The following is a 22,254-nucleotide window of genomic DNA, read 5'->3' on the forward strand; positions in this document are numbered from 1 at the left end:
GAAAGGATTAAATCTCGACGATGGACAGCAGGCGGTCAACCACGTCATCGACGACATTGGGATTGTCCAGCTTGATCTTTATCGCATGCTGTTTGCAGGCTGCGGCGCAACGGCCGCACATTCTGCAAATATCCTTTCTTATAACCTTTCCGTCAACTATTTCCAGCGCATTTAAGTAACAAACCTCGACGCACTCCCCGCAGGCAATGCAGTCGTCGGTGATTTCCAGACTGATTCCCTCCACCGGATGCTGGAGCGTATCCACCAAATCCGGCGGCAGAGGCCCCAAAAAACGGCTGAGGCAGCAGCATTCACAGCAAAAGCAAATGGTCATCAATTTGCCTTTGTCCTGAATGCCCAAGGTATCGCTATCAAAGCGGATTTTGCCAACCATGGGCACCAGCCCATAACTCACGCCTTTGCGGGCGTGGGCCTTGGCCTCCTCCTTGGTCACCATGCGCCGCCACTTTTTAGGCGTGTCCTTGGCTGACTCGCCCAAAAACAGGCAGCCGTGATCCACGGGGTAATTTTCGCAATCGTAATTCATGCGGCAAACGCATTTGCTCAGGATCGCCCTATGGGACGACCGGTCGATAAGGTCGTCGATAATCTCGATAGGCAAGGCCAGGTCTTCGGCGCCTTCGATGTCCTGATTGATTGGCAGCACGGAGAAATTGGTCTTGGCCGGGTCGAACACCGCCAGATTCTTCCGAAAAAAGTCAATATGCCCCAGGATGGAAAAATGCTCCGGCCCGAACAGCAAGGCCCGCCGGACGAATTTCGGCAGTTTTTTGTCTCTGCCGTAAAGCCGCTGCATTGCCAGCCCCGACAAAAAAGTGAATACGTCAAACTCTTTAATGCTTTTGAATAGCTTCATCCACAGCCCCCCGCGTGTGATGAACAAACCGATTTTTCGAGCATAAAATAGAATTGTTAATAGGACGCCGGGCTCGGCCTCATAGTTGAGACAGGGCCAAAGGATCCGGCAGGATCCTTTGGCCCGTTTGAAAAGCCGTTGTTTACAGGCCGGAAGTCTTGAAGATGATTTCGCACATAACTTCGTTGGCGCCGCCGCCGATGGAAATGAGCTTGGCGTCCCGCATGTAACGGGAAATCCACATTTCGTTCATGAAGCCTATGCCGCCGTGCATTTGCAGGCATCCGTCCGCCACCTTGTTCATCAACTGGCCGGCGAGGAGCTTGCCCATGGAAATCTCGCGGGTGACGTCCTGGCCTGCTTCCTTCAACCGTACAATGTGGTAAGTCAGGGCGCGAAGGGATTCCGCTTCCGCCATCCACTGGGCCAGCCTGTGCCTGAGCACCTGCTTGGACAGTAAGGGTTTGCCGAACACGATGCGGCCCTTGAGATACTCAGCGGTGCGTTTGATGGCCCTTTCCACGCCTACGTAGGCCGTGGGCAAAGCAGTGAAACGCTCGTGCTGGAACTGCTGCATCTGCTGGATGAAGCCTTCGCCTTCCTTGCCAATGAGATTTTCGACCGGAACCTTTACGTTGTCAAAGTAGAGCTCCGCCGTATCCGAGGAGCGCATGCCCAGTTTGTCCAGCTTTTTGCTGATTTGAAAGCCGGGCAAATCGGTAGGCACCACAAACAGGGAGTAGCAATGATATCCCGGGTCATCGCTGGTGCGGGCCAGCAAAGTCAGGAAGTCGGCCTGGGTGCCGTTGGTGATGTAGGTTTTGGAGCCGTTGATGATGTAATAGTCGCCTTCCCTTTTGGCGTATGTTTTCAGGGCGGCCACGTCCGAACCGGCGTCCGGCTCGGTAACGGCAATGGAGGATACCATGTCGCCTGCAATGGCCGGCATGAGGTATTTTTCCTTGAGATACTCGCTGCCGAATTCGTAAATGGCGGGAGTGGCCATGCCTGTCTGCACGGTGATGGCCATGCCGACGCCGCCGCAATCTATACGGCCAAGCTCTTCCAGGAAAGCGCATTCCGCCCAGTAGTCCATACCCTGTCCGCCGTATTTCGGGTCGTAGCGGATCCCCAAAAATCCCAAGTCCCCCATTTTTTTAAACAGTTCGTGCAAGGGCGTCGTCCCTGCCTCTTCCCATTCATCCACGTAGGGATTGATTTCCTTTTTTACAAAATCGCGGACCGCACTGCGGACCATTTGAGCTTCCTTGTTAAAATACAGATCTTTTGCCACGTTGCCCTCCTTAAATATTCTTTGGATACGATGATGATCTATTTACCGGTGAACTTGGGTTCCCGCTTTTCCAAAAAGGCGGTAATGCCTTCCTTTGCATCTTCCGTCGCCGCCACGTCCGACAGCTTGCCGGATAGGAGATCCAAGGCGCTCTCCAAATCCATGGAATCCACGGCGTAATAGGCTTCTTTCCCGATCTTCATGCCAATGGGGCTCTTTTTGGCCAGGGTGGACAACACCTTGTCAACCTCCGCGTCCAGATCCTCGGGGGCGACCACCCGGGTGAGCATGCCCATTTCCAGGGCCTTTTCCGCGGTGATCTTGTCGCCCAGAAGAATCATCTCCATGGCCGCCTTGCGGGGCACGTTCCTAAAAATCAGGGCGCCGATCATCAAGGGGAACAAGCCCACATTCACCTCCGGGGTCCCGAATTTGGCCGTGTTCGCGGCGATCACAATGTCGCAGGCCAGCATGAATCCCGTGCCTCCGGCCACGCAGGAGCCAGCCACCCGGGCCACCGTGGGCTTGGGATATCCGGCGATTCTTTTCAGCAAGTCCGCATAGGCCTGATTGCCGCTTTGGGCCTTGCCCACGCCGCCGCCCATGGCGCTTGCAAGGTCTGCCCCCGCGCAAAACGCCCGGTTTCCCGCGGCGGTCACGCAAACCACGCGCACTTCCGGATCATTTTCCGCCTCGTCCAGATACTTGAAAAAGCCTTCAATCACCGCTCCGTTGATGGAGTTGCGGTTTTTCTCCCGGTTGATGGTCAACCAGGCCACATTGTTTTCCACACGGTACAGCAAGTCTCCTGAATCCATTGTTTAACCCCTGTTTTTGAAAGTTTACCTCTTGCCCGCCGCAATTTTCATTCGCGCTCGAACAAATTCAAGAACGCCTACGGAGCGACCGGCCTCCCGCCGAAAAAACAAGCTCACAATGGGAAGCCGGCAGGTTTTATCAATGCGTGCTCAGAGCTGCGGCCTGCGCGGCTCCGCATTCCTTTATCCATGTGTGTTTGTTCGGGAGAGGCCCAATGCGCCAAGCCGCAATTCCGGCGGCTCGTCTTGCAAAGACTCAGTTGCATGGCTTCAAGAAGTTGCATGGCGCCTCTTTGGTTGATGGATGTGAAGAATCGAGGAAAGGTCAAGCCCCTGACCCCGGCGTTGAACTTGAATATTTTTTTAAAATATTCAAAAAGTGAAGTCAAGATAAAATTATTCAATTTTAAAATAGGCCGCGCCGCCCTGCCGCCCTGGCCTCCGGACAAAACGGGGGATAGGTTTCGAGAATACAGTATACAAAAATCTCCGTGCATCTGCAACGAGTGGATGAATTTACAGCAGGGGAATTCCAAAGGGCGGAATGGGGAGCGGAGCCAGGGTTTCTTCCTGCACACACAAATCCACCGGCCGGGGCAATTCTCCGGGCGCCGGCGTGCGGCAAGTCCTGACTGGCGGCGGGCTATGATTTTTTATCGAGAATTTGCCGGAGCGTGGAAGCGATGCCGTGCATGGACATGGGTTTGGAGACATATGCGGCCATGCCCATTTCAAGGGCCTTTTTCTCGTTGATCTGGTTGCTGTATCCGGTGCAGATCACCACGGGAACGGTTTCATCCACCTGGCGGATTTTTTCAAAAAGCTCCACCCCGCTCATTTCCGGCATACTCATGTCGGTCATGATAAGGTCGAACTTGGAGGGATTATTGCGGAACATGTCCAAAGCCTCGACCGGACTGGAAAGGGTGACGACGCCGTATCCCAGCCTTCCAAGCATTTGCTCGGCCATTTCCACCATGGAGGCCTCGTCATCCACAAACAGGATGGACTCGCTGCCGGAAGGCAGGTCCGTAATCTCCTCTTGTGCGCCTTCTTCCGATGCGGATTCCCGGGATATGGGAAAGTACAGGCTGAAAGCCGTGCCCTTGCCCGGAGAGCTTTCCACGGCAATGAATCCGCCGTGATTTTTCACAATGCCGTGGACCACGGCCAGGCCCAGGCCGGAGCCCTCCCCCACTTCCTTGGTGGTGAAGTAAGGATCGAATATTCTGTCCACATGCTCCGGCGGAATGCCCGGCCCCGAGTCCGCCACGACCAGTCGGGCGAAGTCCCCCCCACGCACATCCTGGGGCAGGGAGGGATGCCCGGACGGCAAGCTCACCCGTTCCAGGCTGATTTCCAGCATTCCTCCGGTTTGCTCCATGGCTTGGGAGGCGTTGAGGCAAAGGTTTGTGATCGCCTGATTCAGCATGGCGCCGTCCCCGTTAATAATGGCCTTGGCCTCTCCAAAATCCATACGGACATGGACTTTGCCCGGCAAGGTGAACCGGAGCAGGTTCAGGGACTCCCGGATGACGGGAACGATGTCCAGGGGGGCGAGGATTTTCTCCTCGGTCCGGGTGTACCGTAAAAGCTGCGCTATGATATCCCTGGCCCGAAGTCCGGCCTTTCTTATTTCCGCAAGGCTGAAATATTGCGGGTCCGACTCATCCACGTCATATAACAAGAGATCCGCATGGCCGAGCACAACGCCCAGGATGTTGTTGAAATCATGGGCCACGCCGCCTGTCAGGGTGCCGATGGCTTCCCTTTTCTGCACTTCCTGGAGCCTTTGCTCCAGGCGAAGCCGTTCCCCTTCGGCTTTTTTCCTTGCCTCGATGTCCCGGTTGACGCCCACCATGCCGATTGGCTTGCCTTCCTCGTTTCGAATAAAGGAGGTGGTCACTTCGGTCCAGGAAACGGTTCCGTCCTTGCTGATTTGCTGCAATTCCAGGGTTCGCGAGCGTTTTGAGTCAATTCCCGGCCGAAACGCCCTTTCCAGCCCTGCTTTTAAGGCCTTTTCAGCCATTTCCTGCGAGACCAGCGTGAGCATTTCATTCAGGCTTTGCTCCAGGACCTCTTCCGGTGTGTACCCCCGGGCGGCGTAAACGGACGGACTCACATAGGTGATCTTGTCTTTTTTCATGTCATACGTCCAGATGACGTCCGACACGTTGTCCGCAAGCAACCGGTATCTATTTTCACTTTCCCTGAGAGCGGCCTCGGCTTTTTCCCGTTCCTCAATTTCCCGGATGAGTTTTTGCTGCTCTTCCATCAATTCCTTATTGGACTCCTGGGCTTTGTCAGCCAGGAACTCCATAGCTTTGATCATGGAGGCGGCGGCGAAGGTGGAAATGGCGTTCATGAGCATGAAGGTGGCCCAGGCCACCCATCCCCTAATCATGGTGGGGAAGAAAGGAAGGTCCGGCTTCCAATGGCCGCCGCCCTGGAGCGCGCCGAAAAAAAGCAGAATGCAGGCGTTGAGCAACAGGGCGAAGGCGCCGGCCTTTATTCCCAGCAAAAGGCCGGAAAGCACGGCAAAGGCGAACAGGCAAAAAGCGCCGCCGCTCAGCAGCCCGAAATTTCCGATTATATAGAGGCCTATGATGAAAATCAGCAGGACGACCGTTATGGCCCGGAACCTGAAATCCAGACGGCTGGAAACAAGGATGAAAATTCCGGCCGCGTAGGTCGCCGCGTCCAGGAAGAAGATCAGCCAAAGCCCTTCGCGAATCGCCATGACCGCGGCTGGAATCAGGGCGAAAAAAGCAATGATCAGTCCGGCCACCAGGATCACCTGGAGGATTCTGTCCCTCCAGAAGTCCTTATCCCGGCTTTCGCCCGAGAGAGGCGGTTTAAGAAATTTTTTCAGCCTTTCAATCATGCGTCTCAATAGCTTTCAATAAGGCGCTATCCCGTTTTTTTCATTTTCCCTTAACGCGGGGCTTTTTTCTTTTTTTATGCGGCGTGCAAGGGTTCTCCACTCTTTCCCGCAAAAACTTTTCAATCCGCAAGTTCATGAGTTCGGGCTGCTCCACCAGGGCTGCGTGGCTGCCGCGGGGAATGACCAGCAACTCGGAATTGGGGATCATGCCGTGCATGTCCTTTGATATTTCCAGGGGGGTGAACAGGTCGTCCTCCCCGGCGATGACCAGGACCGGAACCTTTATTTCCGGCAGGATCGCCCTGGCCGAATGCTCCTGCATGTGTTTGGCCATGGCCATAAAGGCCCTGAGGTCCAGGGTTTTCAGGTGATCCAGATACAGGTGCAGGTCTTTTTTCCTGATGTGCTGAAAATTGACCAGCCCGGTCAGCCTGGCGCCGGGCCAGGCCACGTAATCGGAAAACAACACCTTCAGCCCGGTGCGGACGGCTTTTTGCGCGGCGCCGGGAAAAAGAAACATGGGATAAAACCCGAACGCGAACAAATACTTGAATATATCCGTTCCCAAAAAGGTGTCCAAAGGGCGGCCGTAAGCCCCCAGCACGGGAATCAGGGCTGCGCAGCGATCCGGATTTTGCCGGTAGAACTCCAGGATGGTCTGCACGCCCATGCTGTGCCCAAGCAGGACCGCCTTGTCCGCTTTTGCGTCGTCCAGGACCGCCAGCAGGTCCCGGGCGTTGGTTTCCATGGTCAGGCCGTCATAATCCGGCCCGGGCCCCGACTTTCCGTGAAAGCGGTAGTCCCAGACAATCACCCGATGGGATTTGGAAAAATACTTGACCAGGTAATTCCAAAAAAACGTGGAAACCCCTATGCCGTTGCAGGCGCACATGACCGGGCCTTCGCCCTCGGTCCGGTAATGAATCCGCGTTCCATCAAAACTTTTAACTGTCCTGCTCACCGCCATAATAAGATATAGCCCCCCTCTCCTGCTCCGTGGCCGTCACGCTTTGCAAAAGCTCTACAATCTCGCTTTCCCGCAGGTTTTCGTTCCGGATAATCAGGTCGTAATCCAAGGCCGGACCTGAGCTGATCCGGTGCACTTTTTCTATCAGGGCGTCGTCTGCAGGCATGTGAACGCCTGCGTCCCTGGATCGGATCCTTGTTAAGCATACCTTTGCGGACGCACTGACGGCAATCAATTTTATGTCAAATTGCAGCCGCAAGGATTCCAGCAATTCAAAGAACAGCGGCGAAGCCCCTGTACTTTCAAAGGCCAGTGCATATTTGGTTTTCAATAATCGCTCAATGGTTTTTGCGGTTTCCACAAACCCCGCTTTGTAGACGTCTTGGGTTTCCAGCCCCTGTTTTTGGAATTGCAGGAAGATGTCTTCGGTTAATAAAAAGGGGATTCCCAGGCGGGATTCCATGAGGCGCCCTATATGGGACTTGCCGCTGCCTTTAGGTCCGAGGAGGATGTAAACTGTCTTCATGGGCCGTCTTCGCGCCCCGGCCCGGCCGGGCGGGGTCAGGGATTGAGGATTTTTTCCAGTTGGGAAAGGTTTGCACGCTTGCCCACGGCGATGACCGTGTCTCCCGGGGTGATGATGGCGGAGAACTCCGGGTTGAAGGACATGGCGCCGTCCGACTTTTTTATGGCGATGATGATGAGGTTCAAATCCTTGCGGATATTGGATTCAAACAAGGCCACGCCGGCCAGTTTGGAGTCTTCCGCGACGGGGATTTCCTCCATGTTGATGTCGTCCTGGGTGGTGCATGAGGCCAGTTCCAGAAAGTCCGTAACGTTGGGATGCAAAATGCCTTCGGCCATGCGCTTGGCGCCAATGTCGTGGGGAGAGACGACCTTGGTGGAGCCGGCCGCCATCAGCTTGGGGATGGAGGACTGGACATTGGCCCGGGCCATGATAAACAGGTCGGGATTCAACTGCCGGGCGGTAAGCACCACAAACACGTTCTGGGCGTCGCTGCCCAAAGCCGCCACCAGGCCCTTGGCCTGCTTGATTCCAGCCTGGATCAGGGTTTCCTCGTTGGTGGCGTCAGCCAGCAGGTAAAGAATCCCTTCCTTATTCAGGCTCTCAAGGTGTTTTTCCTCCTGCTCCACGACCACGATCTGCTTTCTTCCGTGGATCAGGTCTTTGCATAGGACGCTGCCTATGCGGCCGTATCCGCAAACCACGTAGTGATTTTTCAGCTTTTTGATCTGATTTTCCAATTTCCTTCTCCCCAAGATCTCCCGCAGGCGCCCTTCCACCATGAACTGGGCGAGAAACGCCACGGCGTACATAAAAAGCCCCACCCCGAAAAAAATAAAGATGATGACGAAAAACCGGCCGTTTTCGTCCAGGTCGCCGACTTCTTTATAGCCTACGGTGGAAATGGTGATGATGGTCATGTACAGAGCGTCCAAAAAGGACCAGCCCTCTATAATCATAAAGCCCACGGAGCCGCCCAGGATGACGAGGACGGTCATGAGTATGAGGGTTCTGAAATGCCTGGCCTGTTCCATACGTTAATGCGGCCTCCCGGTTTGGCAGTATGCAAAGGGGGGCAAACGGCGCAATACGCCTTTGAATCCCCATAAGGTATCCCGATAATGTTACCAGGAGAACCGGGGAAAAAGCAATACTTGTTGAAGGGAGTTTAGGTTATTAGGTGGGTTATTTATCAGGTACAGCAAAGGGGGCTGGTCCTTGGTTGGCCCTTGGCGAGGCGTCAAACAGCTTTCAAAGCCAACCAATGACTTGCCCCCTATCCAAAATACGGGGATGCAACGGTCTATCCGTTTTTGCCGGAATCCCGCTTTTGGCTTTGCATGGCCGCTTTGATGTATTTTTCCTTGACGGCCATTTTTTTCATGCCCAAAAGCGTGCCCTCCGGAATGGTTTTGGTAAAGGCGTTCACCGCGGATACGGGAATGGTCCCGGCCGGGTCCGCAATCACGCGATAGCGCACCTCGGTTTTGTCCTTGTCTATGGCGGCCATATATATCCGGCCCTGGAACGTCCTCATGGGAATCCGCTTGTCACGACCCACCCCTGCGGCATCCGGGTCCATTTGAAGCAGAATCTCCATAATCCCTTTGTCCCGGTCCTTGGTGGTGATCGCGTTGAAAACCATGTCCCGGTCCGAACAGGGCCAGGGCAAAGCCTGGATATAATAGATCATGAGGCTCCCGTCGTCCAATGTCTCCACAAGCTCCGATCCATTGCATTTGGCCATCCACTGGGAATAATTAGCTACATCCAGCAGAACTGCATCCAACAGGTCCACGCTGGCGGATATCTCTATAACCGCTTCGAATTCCAAAAAATCCGTACCCTCCACCTGGCGGGAGAAGGTTTGCACCCCGTCCTCATCCCTGACCAACTGCCAGGCCCCGTCTTCCGCGAAAACAGGGGAGAGAAATGCGCAAATGATAACCATCAAAGCTGAAAATGTGCAGACATGTTTCATAGTCGGGGCCTCATGTTCTTTTTGATTTTGTTTGGAAGGCGCGCCGTCCAAGGCTGCGGCGCTGTATTGACGATGAATATAAATTAGCGCGGCGCGGCGGGAAAATCAAGGATTTTTGACGCAATGCGGCATTTATTTTGACGTCCGGTAAATTTTATCAAAAAAACCTGGGGAAGCCCCTGGCCCTTTGTGCATTCAAGCCTTTAAAAATTGAGCCCCGCCGGGAATTGGAGTTGACCGGAACCGGCAGGAATGATAATGGATGCGTTGATTTTGCAGGCCCCATTTAAGGAGGGATGGCCGAGTGGTTTAAGGCGGCGGTCTTGAAAACCGTTGGGTGAAAGCCCCGTGGGTTCGAATCCTACTCCCTCCGCCACACTTTTCATGCAAGTCAAGATACTCCAACCCCAGGCAGCGACGTTGGCGACGGCAGATTATGAGTGATAATCCCAGCTATCAACCGCCCTATGTCATTACCCCGGCCATAATCAGCCTGATTGCCGAAATCAGTGAAGCAGTAGGACGTCTGACTGCTCTGAACGGCTCCTCCAGTGACTTGAAACTGAGAAAATTAAACCAGGTGAAAACGATCCAGGGCTCCCTTGCTATTGAAGGCAACACTCTGAACGAAGAACAGGTATCCGCTATTTTTGAAGGGAAAAGGGTGCTGGCGCCGCCAAAGGACATCCTGGAAGTGAAAAACGCCTTGGCCGCGTATGAAAGCCTTGGCGCTTGGAGCCCAAGCAAGGAACGGGACCTCCTGGAAGCCCACAGGATGCTTATGGCAGGACTTGTAGATAATCCGGGCGTTTATCGCAGTAAAGGAGTGGGGGTTGTTTCCGGGGATAAGTTGGTTCATATGGCGCCTCCGGGAGGACGCGTTCCCATCCTTATGCGAAATCTCCTGCTCTGGCTCCAAAATTCGGAGGAGCATCCCCTTGTGGCGGGCTCGGTGTTTCATTATGAATTTGAATTTATCCATCCTTTTGAGGACGGCAACGGACGTCTGGGACGGTTATGGCAAACCCTGATTCTTAACCGCTGGAATGACTTGTTTCTGGACATCCCGGTGGAAAGCCTGATCTATAATCATCAGCAGGAGTATTTCACCGCCCTCCAGGAAAGCACAAACCAAACTGATTCCGGTCCGTTCATTTGCTTTATGCTTAAGATGATCCAAAAGGCCGTTGCGTCCGCCGCCCCCCAGGTCACCCCCCAGGTCGCCCCCCAAGTCGCCCCCCAAGTCGGGCGACTGCTGCGGATCATGCAGGGCGCCATGACAAGGGAGGAGTTACAGCAGGCTTTGGGGCTTTCTGACCGAAAATCTTTCCGTGAGAGATATTTGAAGCCCGCCCTGGAAGCCGGGCTTATTAAAATGACCATCCCGGACAAGCCAAGCAGCCGGAATCAAAGGTATCGCTTAACTCATAAAGGCGAAATCACCCTAACAGCGATGTAATACCCAATTGCTATCATTCGAGTAGTTTTTATATTCATTCTCCAGGCTCCCAAGATTTAATTTGCCAGGATGTAAGAAGACGCTGGGTCCCCGTTTCCGGGAGTGCGTCATGATGATTGCAAAAAAAAAGCAATCATCCCGCCGCCCCCCTACACGGGGATGACGGATAAAATCGGCTTCAGCAGCAAAAATGGTCTTGGAGGCGCTTAGACCATAACCGGGGAGAAGGAAACTACATCCGAGCTTTCCTTTACCATATCAGCACGTCATCCCGGCAAGGGGCGATCCGTTTTTCAGGATCGGCCCGCAAGCCGGGACCCAGCGTCATTTTGGGTTTACCCGCGAATCCAATACGTGTTTGAAAGCAGTTTGGCATTCAGGCCCAAATCGGAGCAACCCATCCTCTTGTTAATCCCGTTTAATTTTTATAATTTTCTCCTGTTTTCATATTTTCAAGAAAAACCTCTGTGTGGTAATCTCAAATAAAATACCATTTGAATAGCATCACGAGGATGCGTCATGAAACCGAGCCTTCGTACGAGCCTGTTACAAAGCAGCGACGTCCTGGCCCGCTACGGGGGAGAGGAATTCTGCATTATGCTGCCGGAAACGCCCCTGGACAAAGCCACGGTCCTTGCCGAGCGGCTTCGCACCGCCATGGCGGAGCTGAGGATCGACCACCCCACGGAGCCGGTGGCTTTTACGGTCAGCATTGGGGCGGCCTCATGGAATAATGACGCAGACGCGGTGGACCAAGTATTAAAACAGGCTGATGAGGCCCCATACACGGCAAAGAATCAGGGAAGGAATCAAACTGTAGCGTGGAGGGATAACCCCGTGGTCATTTAGTATAATCGAGATTGAGCCCATACTTTTTTATTGCGGCTTGTATGAAGCCATGCAATATATATGATATAATTTGAGATATGACCGATTAATTGGAGTTTGAGAAGCGACGGAGAAAATCATGGAAATATTTTTTGTGTTTGTATGGGGCCTGATTATAGGCGCCGCCGGAATATACGCCGTGGTCCGTCCCCAAAAAACCGCTGAGAAAATCAAAAATTTTTATTCCAAATATCCGCTTATTCATTACGCAGGAGACAGGCAGTTGACGGCAAGACCGGGTTATGTAAAGGCCATCGGCGGCGTGTTTATTGCCATGAGCGTGTTTTTTATTGTCGTCTTGTTTACTAAGGGGTTACCATAGTCTTCGTCTCCGGGTTGATTGACTCTCCGTCCCTGAAGGGCGGACAAGGAGAAGCAGCAGTCACTACCTTTTTTCAAAATGGAATCCCGATATTCAAACGAATGGGTGTTCCATCCAAAACCACAAAAAAACAGGAATTCAAGCGACGCCATTCGCCCGCCGGCCTTGCTGAATGTTGAATGTTTTTCCAGGGCGCACCTTGTGTTGCTAAAGCAACCCAGGCAGCAAACTACGCTGCCTGGGCTACCCCAAAAAGATGCACCCCGGGTTGCATTTTGCCTGATCGCCTCTTCTTCGCTTAGGATGCGCACAGCGCATCCCGGCAGGCACGGGGGCCTGCAACTACACTTCATAAAAGGCGGCATCCATAATTCCGGACGCGCTGAAAATGCATTGCAGCTTCGCCCCTTGGGGCGCCTTTTTGAAGCGCCCGGAGCGCGCTTCCCAGTAGGGCAAGCCCTGAAGATTGCCTTTGTATGCATAGAAGGGTGAATGCGATGTTCGGCCGCAGGATTTTCCTGTCCTGGGCAGGTTCTATACCTCATTAAAAAATTGTTTCTTTCCTTTTCAGGATTTTTCAAATGAGGCGGATTGACGACGCGGCCAGCCGCGCGACAGCGGCTGGCGGCCGTACTTGGGGCAGGGTTCGGGATATTGATGGTTAAAAGGATATTGATGGTATAAAAACGGAGGGGTCATCTCCGTTGCAGGCGATATTGGGCGACCATGTACTCCTTGCCTTGGCCGTAGCCCCACAGGCTTTCGCAGGCTACGAAAAAATTCCTCCATCTTTGATGCCAGAGCTTGCCCCGATCCTTTCCGTAGACATTGTCCATGATGCCCATGATTTCGGATTTTTTAGCGCGCATGTTGGCGCCCCAGGCTTGGGCCGTCTTTTGGTAATGGCGCCCGGACAGGGTCCAATGTTCGTTCAGGACCAAATCGTCCTGAAAATAAAGGAGCAGGTCATCCGAGGGCATGATGCTGCGTTGGAAAAAATGCCGGGCGATCCAGTTTTTCGGCCCCGGGCTTTCAAATGCATAGGCGTAATTTCTATGGCAGAACATCTGCAGGAACAAGCGTCCGTCGGGGCCGAGCCATTGGGATATGCGGCTTAACATGGCCCGCCAGTTGCGCAGGTGATTAAACAATTCCACGGAGATAATGCGGTCGAAAGTTCCTCTTGGCGCAAAATTCTGCATATCCACGGTGACCGGATGGAGGTTGGTCAGCTTCAAGGCTTGGGCGCGGGCTTTGATGTATTCCTTTTGCGGACAGGAAGTGGTCACGGCAATGATGTCGCATTCGGGGTACATACGGGCGATCCACAAACTAAGGCCTCCCCAGCCGCACCCCAGATCCAGGATGCGCTGACCGTTCTGAATGTCAGCCCGTTTGGTTATTAATTCGATCATAGACCTTTCCGCTGCATCCAGGGAGTTCGCTTCGTCGGAAAAATGGCAGCAGGAAAACAGCATGGAAGAACCGAGCACCTTTTGGTAAAAATCGATGGGGACCTGAAAAGGATGTCCGTTGCCTTTGGGCAAAGGCATGACAATGGGGGACCGGTCCATGGCGCGGATGAGCGACATCTTGTTTCTCTGCAGGGAATGGACGTCTCCCCTGGCTTCATGGGTAAGGCGTTTTCTTTCCGTAATCCGCATTCCCTGAGTGAGGGCTGCTCCGGGGACGAAACCGCTTTCTGCAAGCTGGGTTGATAAACTCATAGCAACATCCTTTCGGGTGGGATGAGCCTGGAAATCATGCGTTGCATTCTTTCCGGCTCCCATACTTTCATCCTGACCAGCCGCACCCCAGGCCATGTTCAAGACAGTCAGAGTATGACATAGGCGCCAAGCCTTTCGCTCCTGCAGCCGGTAACGCCGCATTCCCGCCGCCTGTTCTTTTAGGAGTCGAGCCAACCAGGGCGGCGGTTGCGAAAAGGCGAAAAAAATCGGACGCGATTCAGTATCTTTTCACAAGCAATATCAGCATAACTATTTGATATCTTGCTCAATTCAGCTTGAATTCCAGTCCGGAGATCCATTAGGCAGTCCTGTATACACGTTTAATCGGCACAAAACGTTAAAAAATTTAGCCTGATTCAATTCTTTTAATTCAAGGCCTGGTCAGGGGCGGTCAGGGTCTTCCTCGGCCCTGGCGCTCTGAAACTGTCTGATTAAGGATGGCCGTTTTCGGAAATTTCCGGACGGGCGTTTTAACCCATTGACTGAGTCGGGGCATGACGCCGGCATGAAATCCTTGACAGTGAAAAATAAAACCATGCGGCCGCAAGGGCCGTAGAGAAAGGGCCGGACGCCGAATATTGCTGATATGTTTTGCATGGCGGTCTCTCCCCTAAGTTGGTTTGACTCCACCGTCCGCCGCCCCGGGAAAAGGCCCCCAGGAGGGCAAACGACCTATCTGCCAACTTACGGGATCTAAGGCAATAGGGCTATTATGAGAATCACATCAACCCATTGAAATGGCGCACCCCAAACCTGTGTAATAGGCCACAATAAAAGGGAAAACCTGTATTTTATTCTTCGGAAAGCTCAATTCCGGACATGGTGAACAGCAGATAGGCTAAGCGCCAGGCGACTACGGACAAGGTTTCCATGTCCAAAAGCTCGTGGGCGTTATCTTCAAAAAGGAGGAGGCATTTTGCGGGAAATGTTTCGTCTGCATCATTGAATAAAAGAAGCAGGTTCATGTGGGGCAAGGCCTGAAAAACCATGGAGGCGTCGTAATCGAATCCCTGGGTGGGCGTCAGCCCCCCTATGGCGGCGCAGGAAGTCATGAGATCCAGGCGCTTGCCTGTAAAGACCCGGGCCAGAGGCATTTCCACACTGGACCTAAAATCTCCGGCGAATCGATCCCCATCAGGCAGGTCGCGAAACGCGGTCCAGTCGCCGGAAGGGCTTGGAGACTGGGGAAACCGGGTGAGGTACTGGCACAAAACGGCTTTGACGATGGGGGCGGGCTCCCGGAAGTCCGGCCCCAGAATGCTTTGCTTGCTGACCCTGTATTGGCTGTCGAAATAGGGGACAATCAGGGCGTCTTCGTCCATCTCCACGCTAAGGCGCCTGGCCAGATCAGTAAAATCCAGGGCTTCCGCGCGTTCCAGAAACTGGCTGTAAATCCTTTCCAAAACCGGGTTTGTCACCGTTTCCATCCTCCTAACAAATGCAGGTGCAGGTGGAATATAATCTGGCCGCCTCCCCTTTCCACGTTGAAAAGAAGGTTGTAGCCGGACTCATTGATTCCTTTCTGGGCGGCTACCAGCTTGGCCGCAGCGACCATTTCCCCCACCAAAGTTTGATCTTCCGGCTCGATGTCATTGACGCTGCGGATATGCTTTTTGGGGACCACCAGCAAATGCACCGGGGCTTCAGGGTTGATATCCTTAAAGACGACCAGCTTGTCGTTTTCATAAACGATATCGGCCGGAGATTCTTTTACAACGATTTTGCAGAATATGCAGTCCTGTTCCATCCTCGGTCTCCTCAGATTTCATTGCGTGAATTTTAGTCAGCCTTGCATGCAAAATGACACTGGGTCCCCGTTTACGCCATTGCGTCATGATGATTGCAAAACAGCCGCAATCATCCCGCCTCCATGGCTCCACGGGGATGACGGAGAAAGAAGGCCGTTTCATTTTACGGGTCGTGGATGCGCCTTCGCTAATAACCGGGTCAAATTCCACGACCTATAGACTTTCTTGCGCCTTTTAAGACCGTCATCCCCGCAAGGGAAATCCGCTTTGTGGATCGCCCGCAAGCGGGGACCCAGCGTCTCATCAAATGCGGTTATATAAATCAAGCCAGTACGGATTTTGTTTCTCGATTAGCTCAATTTTCCATGCTCGATTCCATTTTTTCAATTGTTTTTCTCTTTTAATAGCCCCATGCATGCTTCCGTGTACTTCATAATAAACCAAAGTTTTCGCGCTATACTGTTTTGTGAATCCCGGCGCCAGCCCTTGTTTATGCTCCCATACGCGCTTTTTCAAATCGGAAGTAACGCCAATATACAATGTGCCATTTCTTTGGCTTGCCATTATGTAAACAAAAATGGCGTCTTTCAAGTATCTCTCCTAAATGCGGCCATTGGTGCGCTGGCCTGTTGCCGCTATTGGAGCGAGGTTGAAGACCGATCTGATAAAGCAACACGGGCAAGCAGAGACCTTACAAAGACACTGGGTCCCTGTTTACGCCATTGCGTCATGATGATTGCAAAACAGCCGCAATCATCCCGCCTCCATGGCTCCACGGGGATGACGGGGAGTGAAGGCCGTTTCATTTTACGGGTCGTGGATGCGCCTTCGCTAATAGCCGGGTCAAATTCCACGACCTATAGACTTTCTTGCGCCTTTTAAGACCGTCATCCCCGCAAGGGAGATCCGCTTTTCAGGATCGCCCGCAAGCGGGGACCCAGCGTCTCATCAATCGATTTCGGGAGGACGCGATACTTGCCCCCGCATCACGCCAGGCCGTTTTCGGACTCCAGGCTCCAGCGCCCCCTGAGCGTGGGGAATTCCAGGGTCTGGTGCAGCATGTCCAAAAACACGGAGCGGGGCCTTTCCTCGGCGCCCAGGCTCATGAGGTGGGGCGTTTTCATCTGGCAGTCAATAAACTCAAACTCATGAGCTGTAAGAAATTCCACCAGCACGGCGAAAGCCGCCTTGGACGCGTTGGATCTTTTAAAAAACATGGATTCCCCAAAGAATCCCCGCCCCAGGCTCACTCCGTACAAGCCGCCGGCCAGTTCGCCGTCCTGCCAGGCTTCCACGCTATGGGCGAAGCCGGCCTGGTGCAGGCGGCAATAGGCCTTTTCCATCTCGGGCACGATCCAGGTGCCTTCCCCATGGTCCTGGCGGACAGCGGCGCAGGCGGCCATGACGTCTTTAAATGCTGTATCAAGCGTAACGGCAAAGCGCTTTTGCCGCAAGGTTTTTTTCAGGCTGGATGACATGTGGAACCTGGAAGGAATGAGGATCAGCCGGGGGTTGGGGGACCACCACAGGATGGGCTCGCCCTCGGAATACCATGGGAAAATTCCCATGCAATAGGCGTTGAGAAGCCTTTCGGGGGAAAGATCCCCTCCCACGGCCAGGAGCCCGTCGGCTCTGGCCAGGGAGGGGTCCGGAAAGCATATGGCTTCGGAAAGTGCGTAAACAGGCATGGCTACCAGGTAAAGGTCAATTCGTCTTTTTTCAGGCCAATACGCACCTTTCCTCCGGCGGTCAGGGCGCCGAAAAGGATTTCGTCAGCCAGGAGATCCTTGATCCTTTTCTGGATCAAACGGCCAAGGGGCCGGGCGCCGAATTTGGGGTCGTAGCCTTTTTGAGCCAGCCAGGTGCGGGCCTTGGGAGTCAGGTTCAATTCCACGCCCTTGGGCATAAGCTGGGCTTTAAGCTCGTTCATGAACTTGTCCACAATGAGCTCCATGATGGCAACATCCAGGTTGTGGAAGGTCACAATGGAATCCAGGCGGTTTCTGAACTCCGGGGAAAAGGCTTTTTCCAAAGCCTGCTTGCCCTTGGCGCCGGAATCCACGTTTTGCTTGCCGAACCCGATGGCGGCGGAGCTCATTTCCCGGGCGCCCGCGTTGGAGGTCATGATCAAAATGGCGTTGCGGAAGTCTGCTTTTTTACCGTTGTTATCCGTCAGGGTGGCGTGATCCATGACCTGCAAAAGCACGTTGAAAATGTCTTCGTGGGCCTTTTCGATTTCGTCCAGCAGCAGCACGCAATGGGGCGTGCGGCGCACGGCGTCGGTAAGCAAGCCGCCCTGGTCGAACCCCACGTAGCCGGGAGGCGCGCCGATCAAACGGGACACGGCGTGCTTTTCCATGTACTCGCTCATGTCAAAGCGCAAAAAGGCGATGCCCAGGGTCTGGGCCAATTGCTTGGCCACCTCGGTCTTGCCCACGCCGGTGGGGCCGGTGAACAAAAAGGAGCCCACAGGGCGCTCCTGGGAAGCCAGCCCGGCCCGGGAGCGTTTGATGGCCGTGGCCACGGTCTGCACCGCCTCGTCCTGGCCGAAAACCATTTTTTTCAGGTCGGACTCCAGGGCGCCCAGGCGATCCAGGTCGGACGCGGACACGCTGCGGGGCGGAATTTTGGCCACCTTGGCCACGATCTTTTCAATATCTTTGGGCCGGACGTATTTTCTCTTGCGCGAAGTGCGCATGTTCAGGGAAGCCGCGGCTTCGTCCATGACGTCGATGGCCTTATCCGGCAAAAACCGGTCGTTGATGTGCCGGGCGGACAGCTCGGCGCAGGCCTGCAGGGCGCCTTCGGTGTACTGAATGCCGTGGTGCTCTTCGTAACGGGATTTGAGGCCCTTGAGAATCTTCACCGTTTCATTCACCGTGGGCTCCTCGATCTCCACCTTTTCAAAACGGCGGGACAAGGCCCGGTCCTTTTCAAAATGCCCCTTGTACTCGTCATAGGTGGCGGACCCGATGCAGCGGAGTTCGCCCGACGCCAGGGCCGGTTTGAGGATGTTGGAAGCGTCCATGGAGCTGCCCGTGGTGGAGCCCGCGCCTACCAGGGTGTGAATTTCGTCGATGAACAGGATGGCGTTGTCCTTGCGCTGGACCGCGTTGATCACCCCTTTGAGGCGTTCCTCGAACTGGCCGCGATATTTGGTTCCGGCTAAAAGCCCGGCCAGATCCAGGGCGTAAATCTCGGCGGTTTCCAGAAAGTCGGGAACCTTGCCCTCGGCGATGGCCAGGGCCAGGCCTTCGGCCATGGCGGTCTTTCCCACGCCGGGATCGCCCACGAATATGGGGTTGTTCTTGCGGCGGCGGCGGAGTATCTGCTCGGTGCGCAGCAGCTCGTCGGCCCGGCCTATGAGGGGGTCGATGCGCCCCTCCTTTGCCTTGGCGACCAGATCCGTTGTGTAGGCCTCCAGGGGGCTTTTTTCCTTTTCCTTGCGAGGACGGGAGGACGGGGCGATTTCCGGGGCCGGAGAATCGTCCTCAAGCACCGATATACCGTGGGAAATGTAATTTAAAACGTCCAGCCGGGTGATTCCCTCATTGACCAGAAAATACTGGGCGTGAGAATCCCTTTCCGCAAACATGGCGGCCAGGACGTCGCCCACTTCCACGGAGGTCTTGCCCGCGGACTCCACGTGGCCCATGGCCCGCTGCAGAAGGCGGCTGAAGCCCAGGGTCTGCTGAAGGACGTACTCGCCCTCTCCGGGAACGGCTTCCAGGTTGGTTGTGAAAAAGCGCTCCAACTCCTGGAGAATGCGCCCGACATTTCCGCCGCAATGCTCTATGATGTCGATGCCTTCAATATTGTGACACAGGGCGTACAACACATGCTCCGTGCACAAATATTCGTGGCGGCGCTGTTTGGCCTCGTTGACCGCGGCGCCAATGGCGATTTCCAAATCCTTACTGATCATATTCCGTCTCCCTGCTCTGTTTCCGGAAAAACCGGGAGCCCCTTACTCAGGCTCCATGCTGCACTTGAGGGGAAAACCGTCAGCTTGAGCCATGGAATGCACTGTCTCAATCTTAGTTTCTGCAACCTCCGCCGTGTACACCCCGGCCACTCCCACGCCCCGGTTGTGGACGTTCAGCATAATCCGAGTGGCCTCGGGCACGGACTTGTTAAATACTCTTTGCAAAACCCCTACCACAAACTCCATGGTGGTGTAATCGTCGTTATGGAGCAAGACCTTGAACATGCGAGGCCGCTCGGTTTTTTGGGTCGGCTCTGTCAGGACATCGCCGAGATCTTCATGTGGATCGGGACTCATTTTACGTCTTCCCTTTCTGTTTCGTAAAAATCTCCTCCATAATATTAAGAATGCTTGGGGCAAAAATCAAGGTTAAACCCGGGAATAGCAATCTTCGGATTCTAGGGGGATTTGTTTACTCTTGCCAAATTTTTTTCGGGGTGATAGATAATTTTTTTGCCGATTCGGCTTAGGGGCCTGAAAAAACTTGCCTTGGGCAAGGCAATCCTGATAGGAACAGGTCCGAAATCGGTCTGCTCAAGGCAAATTTGGGGAGAACCGAAGGTTCGGCGCCGCGGGACGATGTATAAGCGGCGATTCGTGTGCGACGGCGCCGGATGTCAAAGTATCGTTAAACAATCAATCCAAGCGCCCGTAGCTCAGCTGGATAGAGCAACGGACTTCTAATCCGTAGGCCGCAGGTTCGAATCCTGCCGGGCGTACCATTATTTAAGGGGTTGTCCTTTTTATGAAAAGGATGGCCTCTTTTTTTTGCCATTTTGACAAGGTTTTACTCAGCCCCATCCCTTATAGACGATTAAGCGGCATCTCTGTATATCATTCTTAAAAGCCGTCGTGGGCCGTTAAGATTGTACCTTCAGCAAGGTCTGTTTAGATCTTGTGGCTGCGTAAAAAATAATATCACCCAAAAACAGCTTCTTTTCTCTTGAGTCCTGTTTAACATTCCATTATTATAGATATTTATTGATAGTTCAATCAGTATTCCCTTAATACCCATCCAAAAACGCCAGCATATTTATAAGATGGAGCAAATTAAATGAATAGAAAATTTACAAACTCCGCTGTTCATATATTTGTACTTGTCGCGGCATTAAGCCTTTTAGCAGGATGTGCAACAACTCCTAAAAGGACAGATGCGCGCATGCCTATAGTAATTGACCCGGAAGGTTCCGCAACCGTTACCTTCCAACGTTTAATTGTTCGTTTTCCATCCGGAGCAACTATTGGGACTCATCATGACGGATTGTTAAGAGTGCCTCAGTACAGGCACTATTGGACGTCCGACTTAGCTGTCGCCTCTAGCGAATTTAAAGTAATAGCCTCCGAACTGATGGCTTCATACGGATATTCCGTGCTCGGCGGGGATAACCTTCTTTTTGGAAAGGATAACTCAGGCAAAGCGGAATACCAATTGGGAGGGACTATCAAAGATATTCAATACGACACATATGCTCCTCTGGCGGGAAACTTTTCTGAGGCGCAACTTACGATAGAATGGCAACTTTATAATACCTATAAGGAAAGCGTTGTGTACAAAACCACCACCGACGGTTCCGGTAAACAGCAGTATACAGTTGGCTCTGAATGCGTAAAGGCAGCCTTTAGAGGAGCGCTTGAAAACCTGCTTGCGGACCCGAGCTTCGTTGCAATTTTGAAGCAAAGCCCTCATGAAGAATGGGATGAAACCCCCAACGATTTTTCTCCAGTCATTATAAACTGTGACAGGAAAAAAGCAATTAAACTTCCGGAAGATTTGGACCTTGCCATGCAATCCGTAATTACTATTAAGGCAGGCGAAACCGTTGGCGCCGGAGTTTTGATTTCGGAAGATGGTTTGGCGCTCACCGCAGGGCATGTGGTATCTGAATTGGAGCGAGTCTCAGTCTCTTTGAAGTCCGGCATCACACTTATGGCCAATGTCGTCCGTTTCGATGAGCAACAGGACATTGCTTTAATTAGTCTTCCCGGACAAGGGTATAAATACGCATCGATGCACTTGGGTCCTCATTCCAATATTGGGACGGATGTTTTTGCATTGGGCGCCCCCACAGGCGAGAAACTATCCTATACTGTCACAAAAGGCATAATAAGCGGCTATAGAGAATGGGCCGGGAAAAAGTATATTCAGACCGATGTTGCGCTGAATGCCGGAAACAGCGGCGGCCCCTTGTTTTCTCCTGACGGTGAAGTTCTGGGAATAGTCAGTTGGAAGATTGCCGGGATTGGAATTGAAGGGTTGGCATTTGGCGTTCCCGTTGAAGCCATTTCAGAACGTTTGAACATCAAGTGGCAGTGAGAGTAATGATTCTTGCAAAGCGCTATTATTTCAAGGGCTGTCCTTTACACAAAGGATGGCCCTTTTTTATTATAAAAAACCTGCCGCCGCGAAGTGATTGAGCGTAAAGCGTCATATTTACTAAAGTTTCGCAGATGCTATAGACATCTGGTCAATTATTGTTTTTTCAATAATGTCAAGGATGTAATTCATGACTTCAGGCTCAATTCCGTAACAAAGAACCTGCCTTGATCCCAAAAGCAATTCCTTGACCTTTTCCCATAAAGACTGGGCGACAACCAATACATTCTGATCATCGGACAATTCCCTGAAAAGCGGCCCCACGGGGCCGGTCATTTGCCGTTTGCCCAAAATGTACACGAGCAGAAGATAACGGATCATGACCAGAGAATGACAAGCGATCAATGCATCAAAATTGTTGCTCTGCTCCTTTGCCATGTACA

20 protein-coding genes, 2 tRNA genes and 1 pseudogene are annotated in these 22,254 nt (G+C 53.2%); 7 read left to right on the forward strand and 16 right to left on the reverse strand.

Annotation, left to right across the window (positions count from 1 at the left end):
- Window positions 1-7 precede the first annotated feature (7 nt).
- From G491_RS0112760 to G491_RS0112770, 3 genes are all read right to left on the reverse strand, one after another.
- Window positions 8-877: a 4Fe-4S binding protein gene (locus G491_RS0112760; RefSeq protein ID WP_028314880.1), complete on the reverse strand. Its 870-nt coding sequence runs from the start codon at window positions 875-877 to the stop codon at window positions 8-10.
- A gap of 142 nt (window positions 878-1,019) precedes the next feature.
- Window positions 1,020-2,171, reverse strand: a complete 1,152-nt coding sequence (locus G491_RS0112765; protein WP_084511506.1) for an acyl-CoA dehydrogenase family protein — start codon at window positions 2,169-2,171, stop codon at window positions 1,020-1,022.
- A 38-nt stretch (window positions 2,172-2,209) separates the two neighbouring features.
- A complete protein-coding gene (locus G491_RS0112770) occupies window positions 2,210-2,989 on the reverse strand; it encodes an enoyl-CoA hydratase/isomerase family protein (RefSeq protein WP_028314882.1) in 780 nt (259 codons plus the stop codon).
- Window positions 2,990-3,204: 215 nt separating this feature from the next.
- On the opposite strand from G491_RS0112770, the gene G491_RS35465 reads away from it, so the two are divergent.
- Window positions 3,205-3,372, forward strand: coding sequence for a hypothetical protein (locus G491_RS35465; RefSeq protein WP_157468251.1), 168 nt, complete (start codon window positions 3,205-3,207; stop codon window positions 3,370-3,372).
- A gap of 260 nt (window positions 3,373-3,632) precedes the next feature.
- On the opposite strand, the gene G491_RS33870 is transcribed toward G491_RS35465, so the two are convergent.
- From G491_RS33870 to G491_RS0112805, 5 genes are all read right to left on the reverse strand, one after another.
- Window positions 3,633-5,873: a response regulator gene (locus tag G491_RS33870; protein WP_051327226.1), complete on the reverse strand. Its 2,241-nt coding sequence runs from the start codon at window positions 5,871-5,873 to the stop codon at window positions 3,633-3,635.
- Between the two features lie 40 nt (window positions 5,874-5,913).
- Window positions 5,914-6,840 carry an alpha/beta fold hydrolase gene (locus G491_RS30670; protein WP_051327227.1) on the reverse strand — a complete coding sequence of 309 codons (927 nt, stop codon included), beginning with the start codon at window positions 6,838-6,840 and terminating at the stop codon, window positions 5,914-5,916.
- Window positions 6,818-7,366 (reverse strand): P-loop nucleotide/nucleoside kinase family protein, encoded by a 549-nt coding sequence (locus G491_RS0112795; RefSeq protein WP_028314883.1) that lies wholly within the window; start codon window positions 7,364-7,366, stop codon window positions 6,818-6,820. The genes G491_RS30670 and G491_RS0112795 overlap by 23 nt, the downstream gene beginning before the upstream one ends.
- 35 nt (window positions 7,367-7,401) lie before the next feature.
- Window positions 7,402-8,400 (reverse strand): potassium channel family protein, encoded by a 999-nt coding sequence (locus G491_RS0112800; protein WP_028314884.1) that lies wholly within the window; start codon window positions 8,398-8,400, stop codon window positions 7,402-7,404.
- 269 nt (window positions 8,401-8,669) lie between these two features.
- Window positions 8,670-9,347 (reverse strand): START domain-containing protein, encoded by a 678-nt coding sequence (locus tag G491_RS0112805; RefSeq protein ID WP_015946850.1) that lies wholly within the window; start codon window positions 9,345-9,347, stop codon window positions 8,670-8,672.
- A gap of 290 nt (window positions 9,348-9,637) precedes the next feature.
- On the opposite strand from G491_RS0112805, the gene G491_RS0112815 reads away from it, so the two are divergent.
- The 4 genes from G491_RS0112815 (at window position 9,638) to G491_RS0112830 (ending at window position 12,016) form a co-directional block, all read left to right on the forward strand.
- Window positions 9,638-9,723 (forward strand) — tRNA-Ser (locus G491_RS0112815).
- A gap of 60 nt (window positions 9,724-9,783) precedes the next feature.
- Window positions 9,784-10,806: a Fic family protein gene (locus G491_RS0112820; protein WP_028314885.1), complete on the forward strand. Its 1,023-nt coding sequence runs from the start codon at window positions 9,784-9,786 to the stop codon at window positions 10,804-10,806.
- A gap of 519 nt (window positions 10,807-11,325) precedes the next feature.
- Window positions 11,326-11,655: a GGDEF domain-containing protein gene (locus tag G491_RS0112825; protein ID WP_028314886.1), complete on the forward strand. Its 330-nt coding sequence runs from the start codon at window positions 11,326-11,328 to the stop codon at window positions 11,653-11,655.
- A 118-nt stretch (window positions 11,656-11,773) separates the two neighbouring features.
- Window positions 11,774-12,016: a hypothetical protein gene (locus G491_RS0112830; protein ID WP_028314887.1), complete on the forward strand. Its 243-nt coding sequence runs from the start codon at window positions 11,774-11,776 to the stop codon at window positions 12,014-12,016.
- Between the two features lie 695 nt (window positions 12,017-12,711).
- Here G491_RS0112830 and G491_RS0112845 read toward each other — a convergent pair.
- The 7 genes from G491_RS0112845 to clpS form a co-directional block, all read right to left on the reverse strand.
- Complete coding sequence (locus tag G491_RS0112845; RefSeq protein ID WP_028314888.1) at window positions 12,712-13,743, reverse strand: SAM-dependent methyltransferase; 1,032 nt, start codon at window positions 13,741-13,743, stop codon at window positions 12,712-12,714.
- 812 nt (window positions 13,744-14,555) lie between these two features.
- Window positions 14,556-15,191, reverse strand: a complete 636-nt coding sequence (locus G491_RS33875; protein ID WP_051327229.1) for a DUF3786 domain-containing protein — start codon at window positions 15,189-15,191, stop codon at window positions 14,556-14,558.
- Window positions 15,179-15,511 (reverse strand): histidine triad nucleotide-binding protein, encoded by a 333-nt coding sequence (locus G491_RS0112860; RefSeq protein WP_028314890.1) that lies wholly within the window; start codon window positions 15,509-15,511, stop codon window positions 15,179-15,181. The genes G491_RS33875 and G491_RS0112860 overlap by 13 nt, the downstream gene beginning before the upstream one ends.
- A gap of 304 nt (window positions 15,512-15,815) precedes the next feature.
- Window positions 15,816-16,103: a GIY-YIG nuclease family protein gene (locus G491_RS0112865; RefSeq protein WP_028314891.1), complete on the reverse strand. Its 288-nt coding sequence runs from the start codon at window positions 16,101-16,103 to the stop codon at window positions 15,816-15,818.
- Between the two features lie 395 nt (window positions 16,104-16,498).
- Window positions 16,499-17,200, reverse strand: a complete 702-nt coding sequence (aat, locus tag G491_RS0112870; protein ID WP_028314892.1) for a leucyl/phenylalanyl-tRNA--protein transferase — start codon at window positions 17,198-17,200, stop codon at window positions 16,499-16,501.
- 2 nt (window positions 17,201-17,202) lie between these two features.
- On the reverse strand, window positions 17,203-19,437 hold the full coding sequence (gene clpA / locus G491_RS0112875) for an ATP-dependent Clp protease ATP-binding subunit ClpA (RefSeq protein WP_028314893.1): 2,235 nt from the start codon (window positions 19,435-19,437) through the stop codon (window positions 17,203-17,205).
- 42 nt (window positions 19,438-19,479) lie between these two features.
- Complete coding sequence (gene clpS, locus G491_RS0112880; RefSeq protein ID WP_015946860.1) at window positions 19,480-19,794, reverse strand: ATP-dependent Clp protease adapter ClpS; 315 nt, start codon at window positions 19,792-19,794, stop codon at window positions 19,480-19,482.
- Window positions 19,795-20,142: 348 nt separating this feature from the next.
- Between clpS and G491_RS0112885 the strand changes: the two genes are divergently transcribed.
- Window positions 20,143-20,219, forward strand: a tRNA-Arg gene (locus tag G491_RS0112885).
- 332 nt (window positions 20,220-20,551) lie between these two features.
- Window positions 20,552-21,811 (forward strand): S1C family serine protease, encoded by a 1,260-nt coding sequence (locus G491_RS33880; protein WP_084511508.1) that lies wholly within the window; start codon window positions 20,552-20,554, stop codon window positions 21,809-21,811.
- A 120-nt stretch (window positions 21,812-21,931) separates the two neighbouring features.
- On the opposite strand, the pseudogene G491_RS0112895 reads toward G491_RS33880, so the two are convergent.
- Window positions 21,932-22,254, reverse strand: a pseudogene (locus G491_RS0112895) (IS4 family transposase); the annotation flags it as partial.

It is taken from the genome of Desulfatibacillum aliphaticivorans DSM 15576, assembly GCF_000429905.1.
GTDB lineage: Bacteria > Desulfobacterota > Desulfobacteria > Desulfobacterales > Desulfatibacillaceae > Desulfatibacillum > Desulfatibacillum aliphaticivorans.

What these genes read in the sequence shown, in the direction of transcription:
- G491_RS0112760 (WP_028314880.1), bottom strand. Translation starts at nt 877, where the DNA reads ATGAAGCTATTCAAAAGCATTAAAGAGTTTGACGTATTCACTTTTTTG.
- G491_RS0112770 (WP_028314882.1), bottom strand. Translation starts at nt 2,989, where the DNA reads ATGGATTCAGGAGACTTGCTGTACCGTGTGGAAAACAATGTGGCCTGG.
- G491_RS35465 (WP_157468251.1), top strand. Translation starts at nt 3,205, where the DNA reads ATGCGCCAAGCCGCAATTCCGGCGGCTCGTCTTGCAAAGACTCAGTTG.
- G491_RS33870 (WP_051327226.1), bottom strand. Translation starts at nt 5,873, where the DNA reads ATGATTGAAAGGCTGAAAAAATTTCTTAAACCGCCTCTCTCGGGCGAA.
- G491_RS30670 (WP_051327227.1), bottom strand. Translation starts at nt 6,840, where the DNA reads ATGGCGGTGAGCAGGACAGTTAAAAGTTTTGATGGAACGCGGATTCAT.
- G491_RS0112795 (WP_028314883.1), bottom strand. Translation starts at nt 7,366, where the DNA reads ATGAAGACAGTTTACATCCTCCTCGGACCTAAAGGCAGCGGCAAGTCC.
- G491_RS0112800 (WP_028314884.1), bottom strand. Translation starts at nt 8,400, where the DNA reads ATGGAACAGGCCAGGCATTTCAGAACCCTCATACTCATGACCGTCCTC.
- G491_RS0112805 (WP_015946850.1), bottom strand. Translation starts at nt 9,347, where the DNA reads ATGAAACATGTCTGCACATTTTCAGCTTTGATGGTTATCATTTGCGCA.
- G491_RS0112820 (WP_028314885.1), top strand. Translation starts at nt 9,784, where the DNA reads ATGAGTGATAATCCCAGCTATCAACCGCCCTATGTCATTACCCCGGCC.
- G491_RS0112825 (WP_028314886.1), top strand. Translation starts at nt 11,326, where the DNA reads ATGAAACCGAGCCTTCGTACGAGCCTGTTACAAAGCAGCGACGTCCTG.
- G491_RS0112830 (WP_028314887.1), top strand. Translation starts at nt 11,774, where the DNA reads ATGGAAATATTTTTTGTGTTTGTATGGGGCCTGATTATAGGCGCCGCC.
- G491_RS0112845 (WP_028314888.1), bottom strand. Translation starts at nt 13,743, where the DNA reads ATGAGTTTATCAACCCAGCTTGCAGAAAGCGGTTTCGTCCCCGGAGCA.
- G491_RS33875 (WP_051327229.1), bottom strand. Translation starts at nt 15,191, where the DNA reads ATGGAAACGGTGACAAACCCGGTTTTGGAAAGGATTTACAGCCAGTTT.
- G491_RS0112860 (WP_028314890.1), bottom strand. Translation starts at nt 15,511, where the DNA reads ATGGAACAGGACTGCATATTCTGCAAAATCGTTGTAAAAGAATCTCCG.
- aat (WP_028314892.1), bottom strand. Translation starts at nt 17,200, where the DNA reads ATGCCTGTTTACGCACTTTCCGAAGCCATATGCTTTCCGGACCCCTCC.
- clpA (WP_028314893.1), bottom strand. Translation starts at nt 19,437, where the DNA reads ATGATCAGTAAGGATTTGGAAATCGCCATTGGCGCCGCGGTCAACGAG.
- clpS (WP_015946860.1), bottom strand. Translation starts at nt 19,794, where the DNA reads ATGAGTCCCGATCCACATGAAGATCTCGGCGATGTCCTGACAGAGCCG.
- G491_RS33880 (WP_084511508.1), top strand. Translation starts at nt 20,552, where the DNA reads ATGAATAGAAAATTTACAAACTCCGCTGTTCATATATTTGTACTTGTC.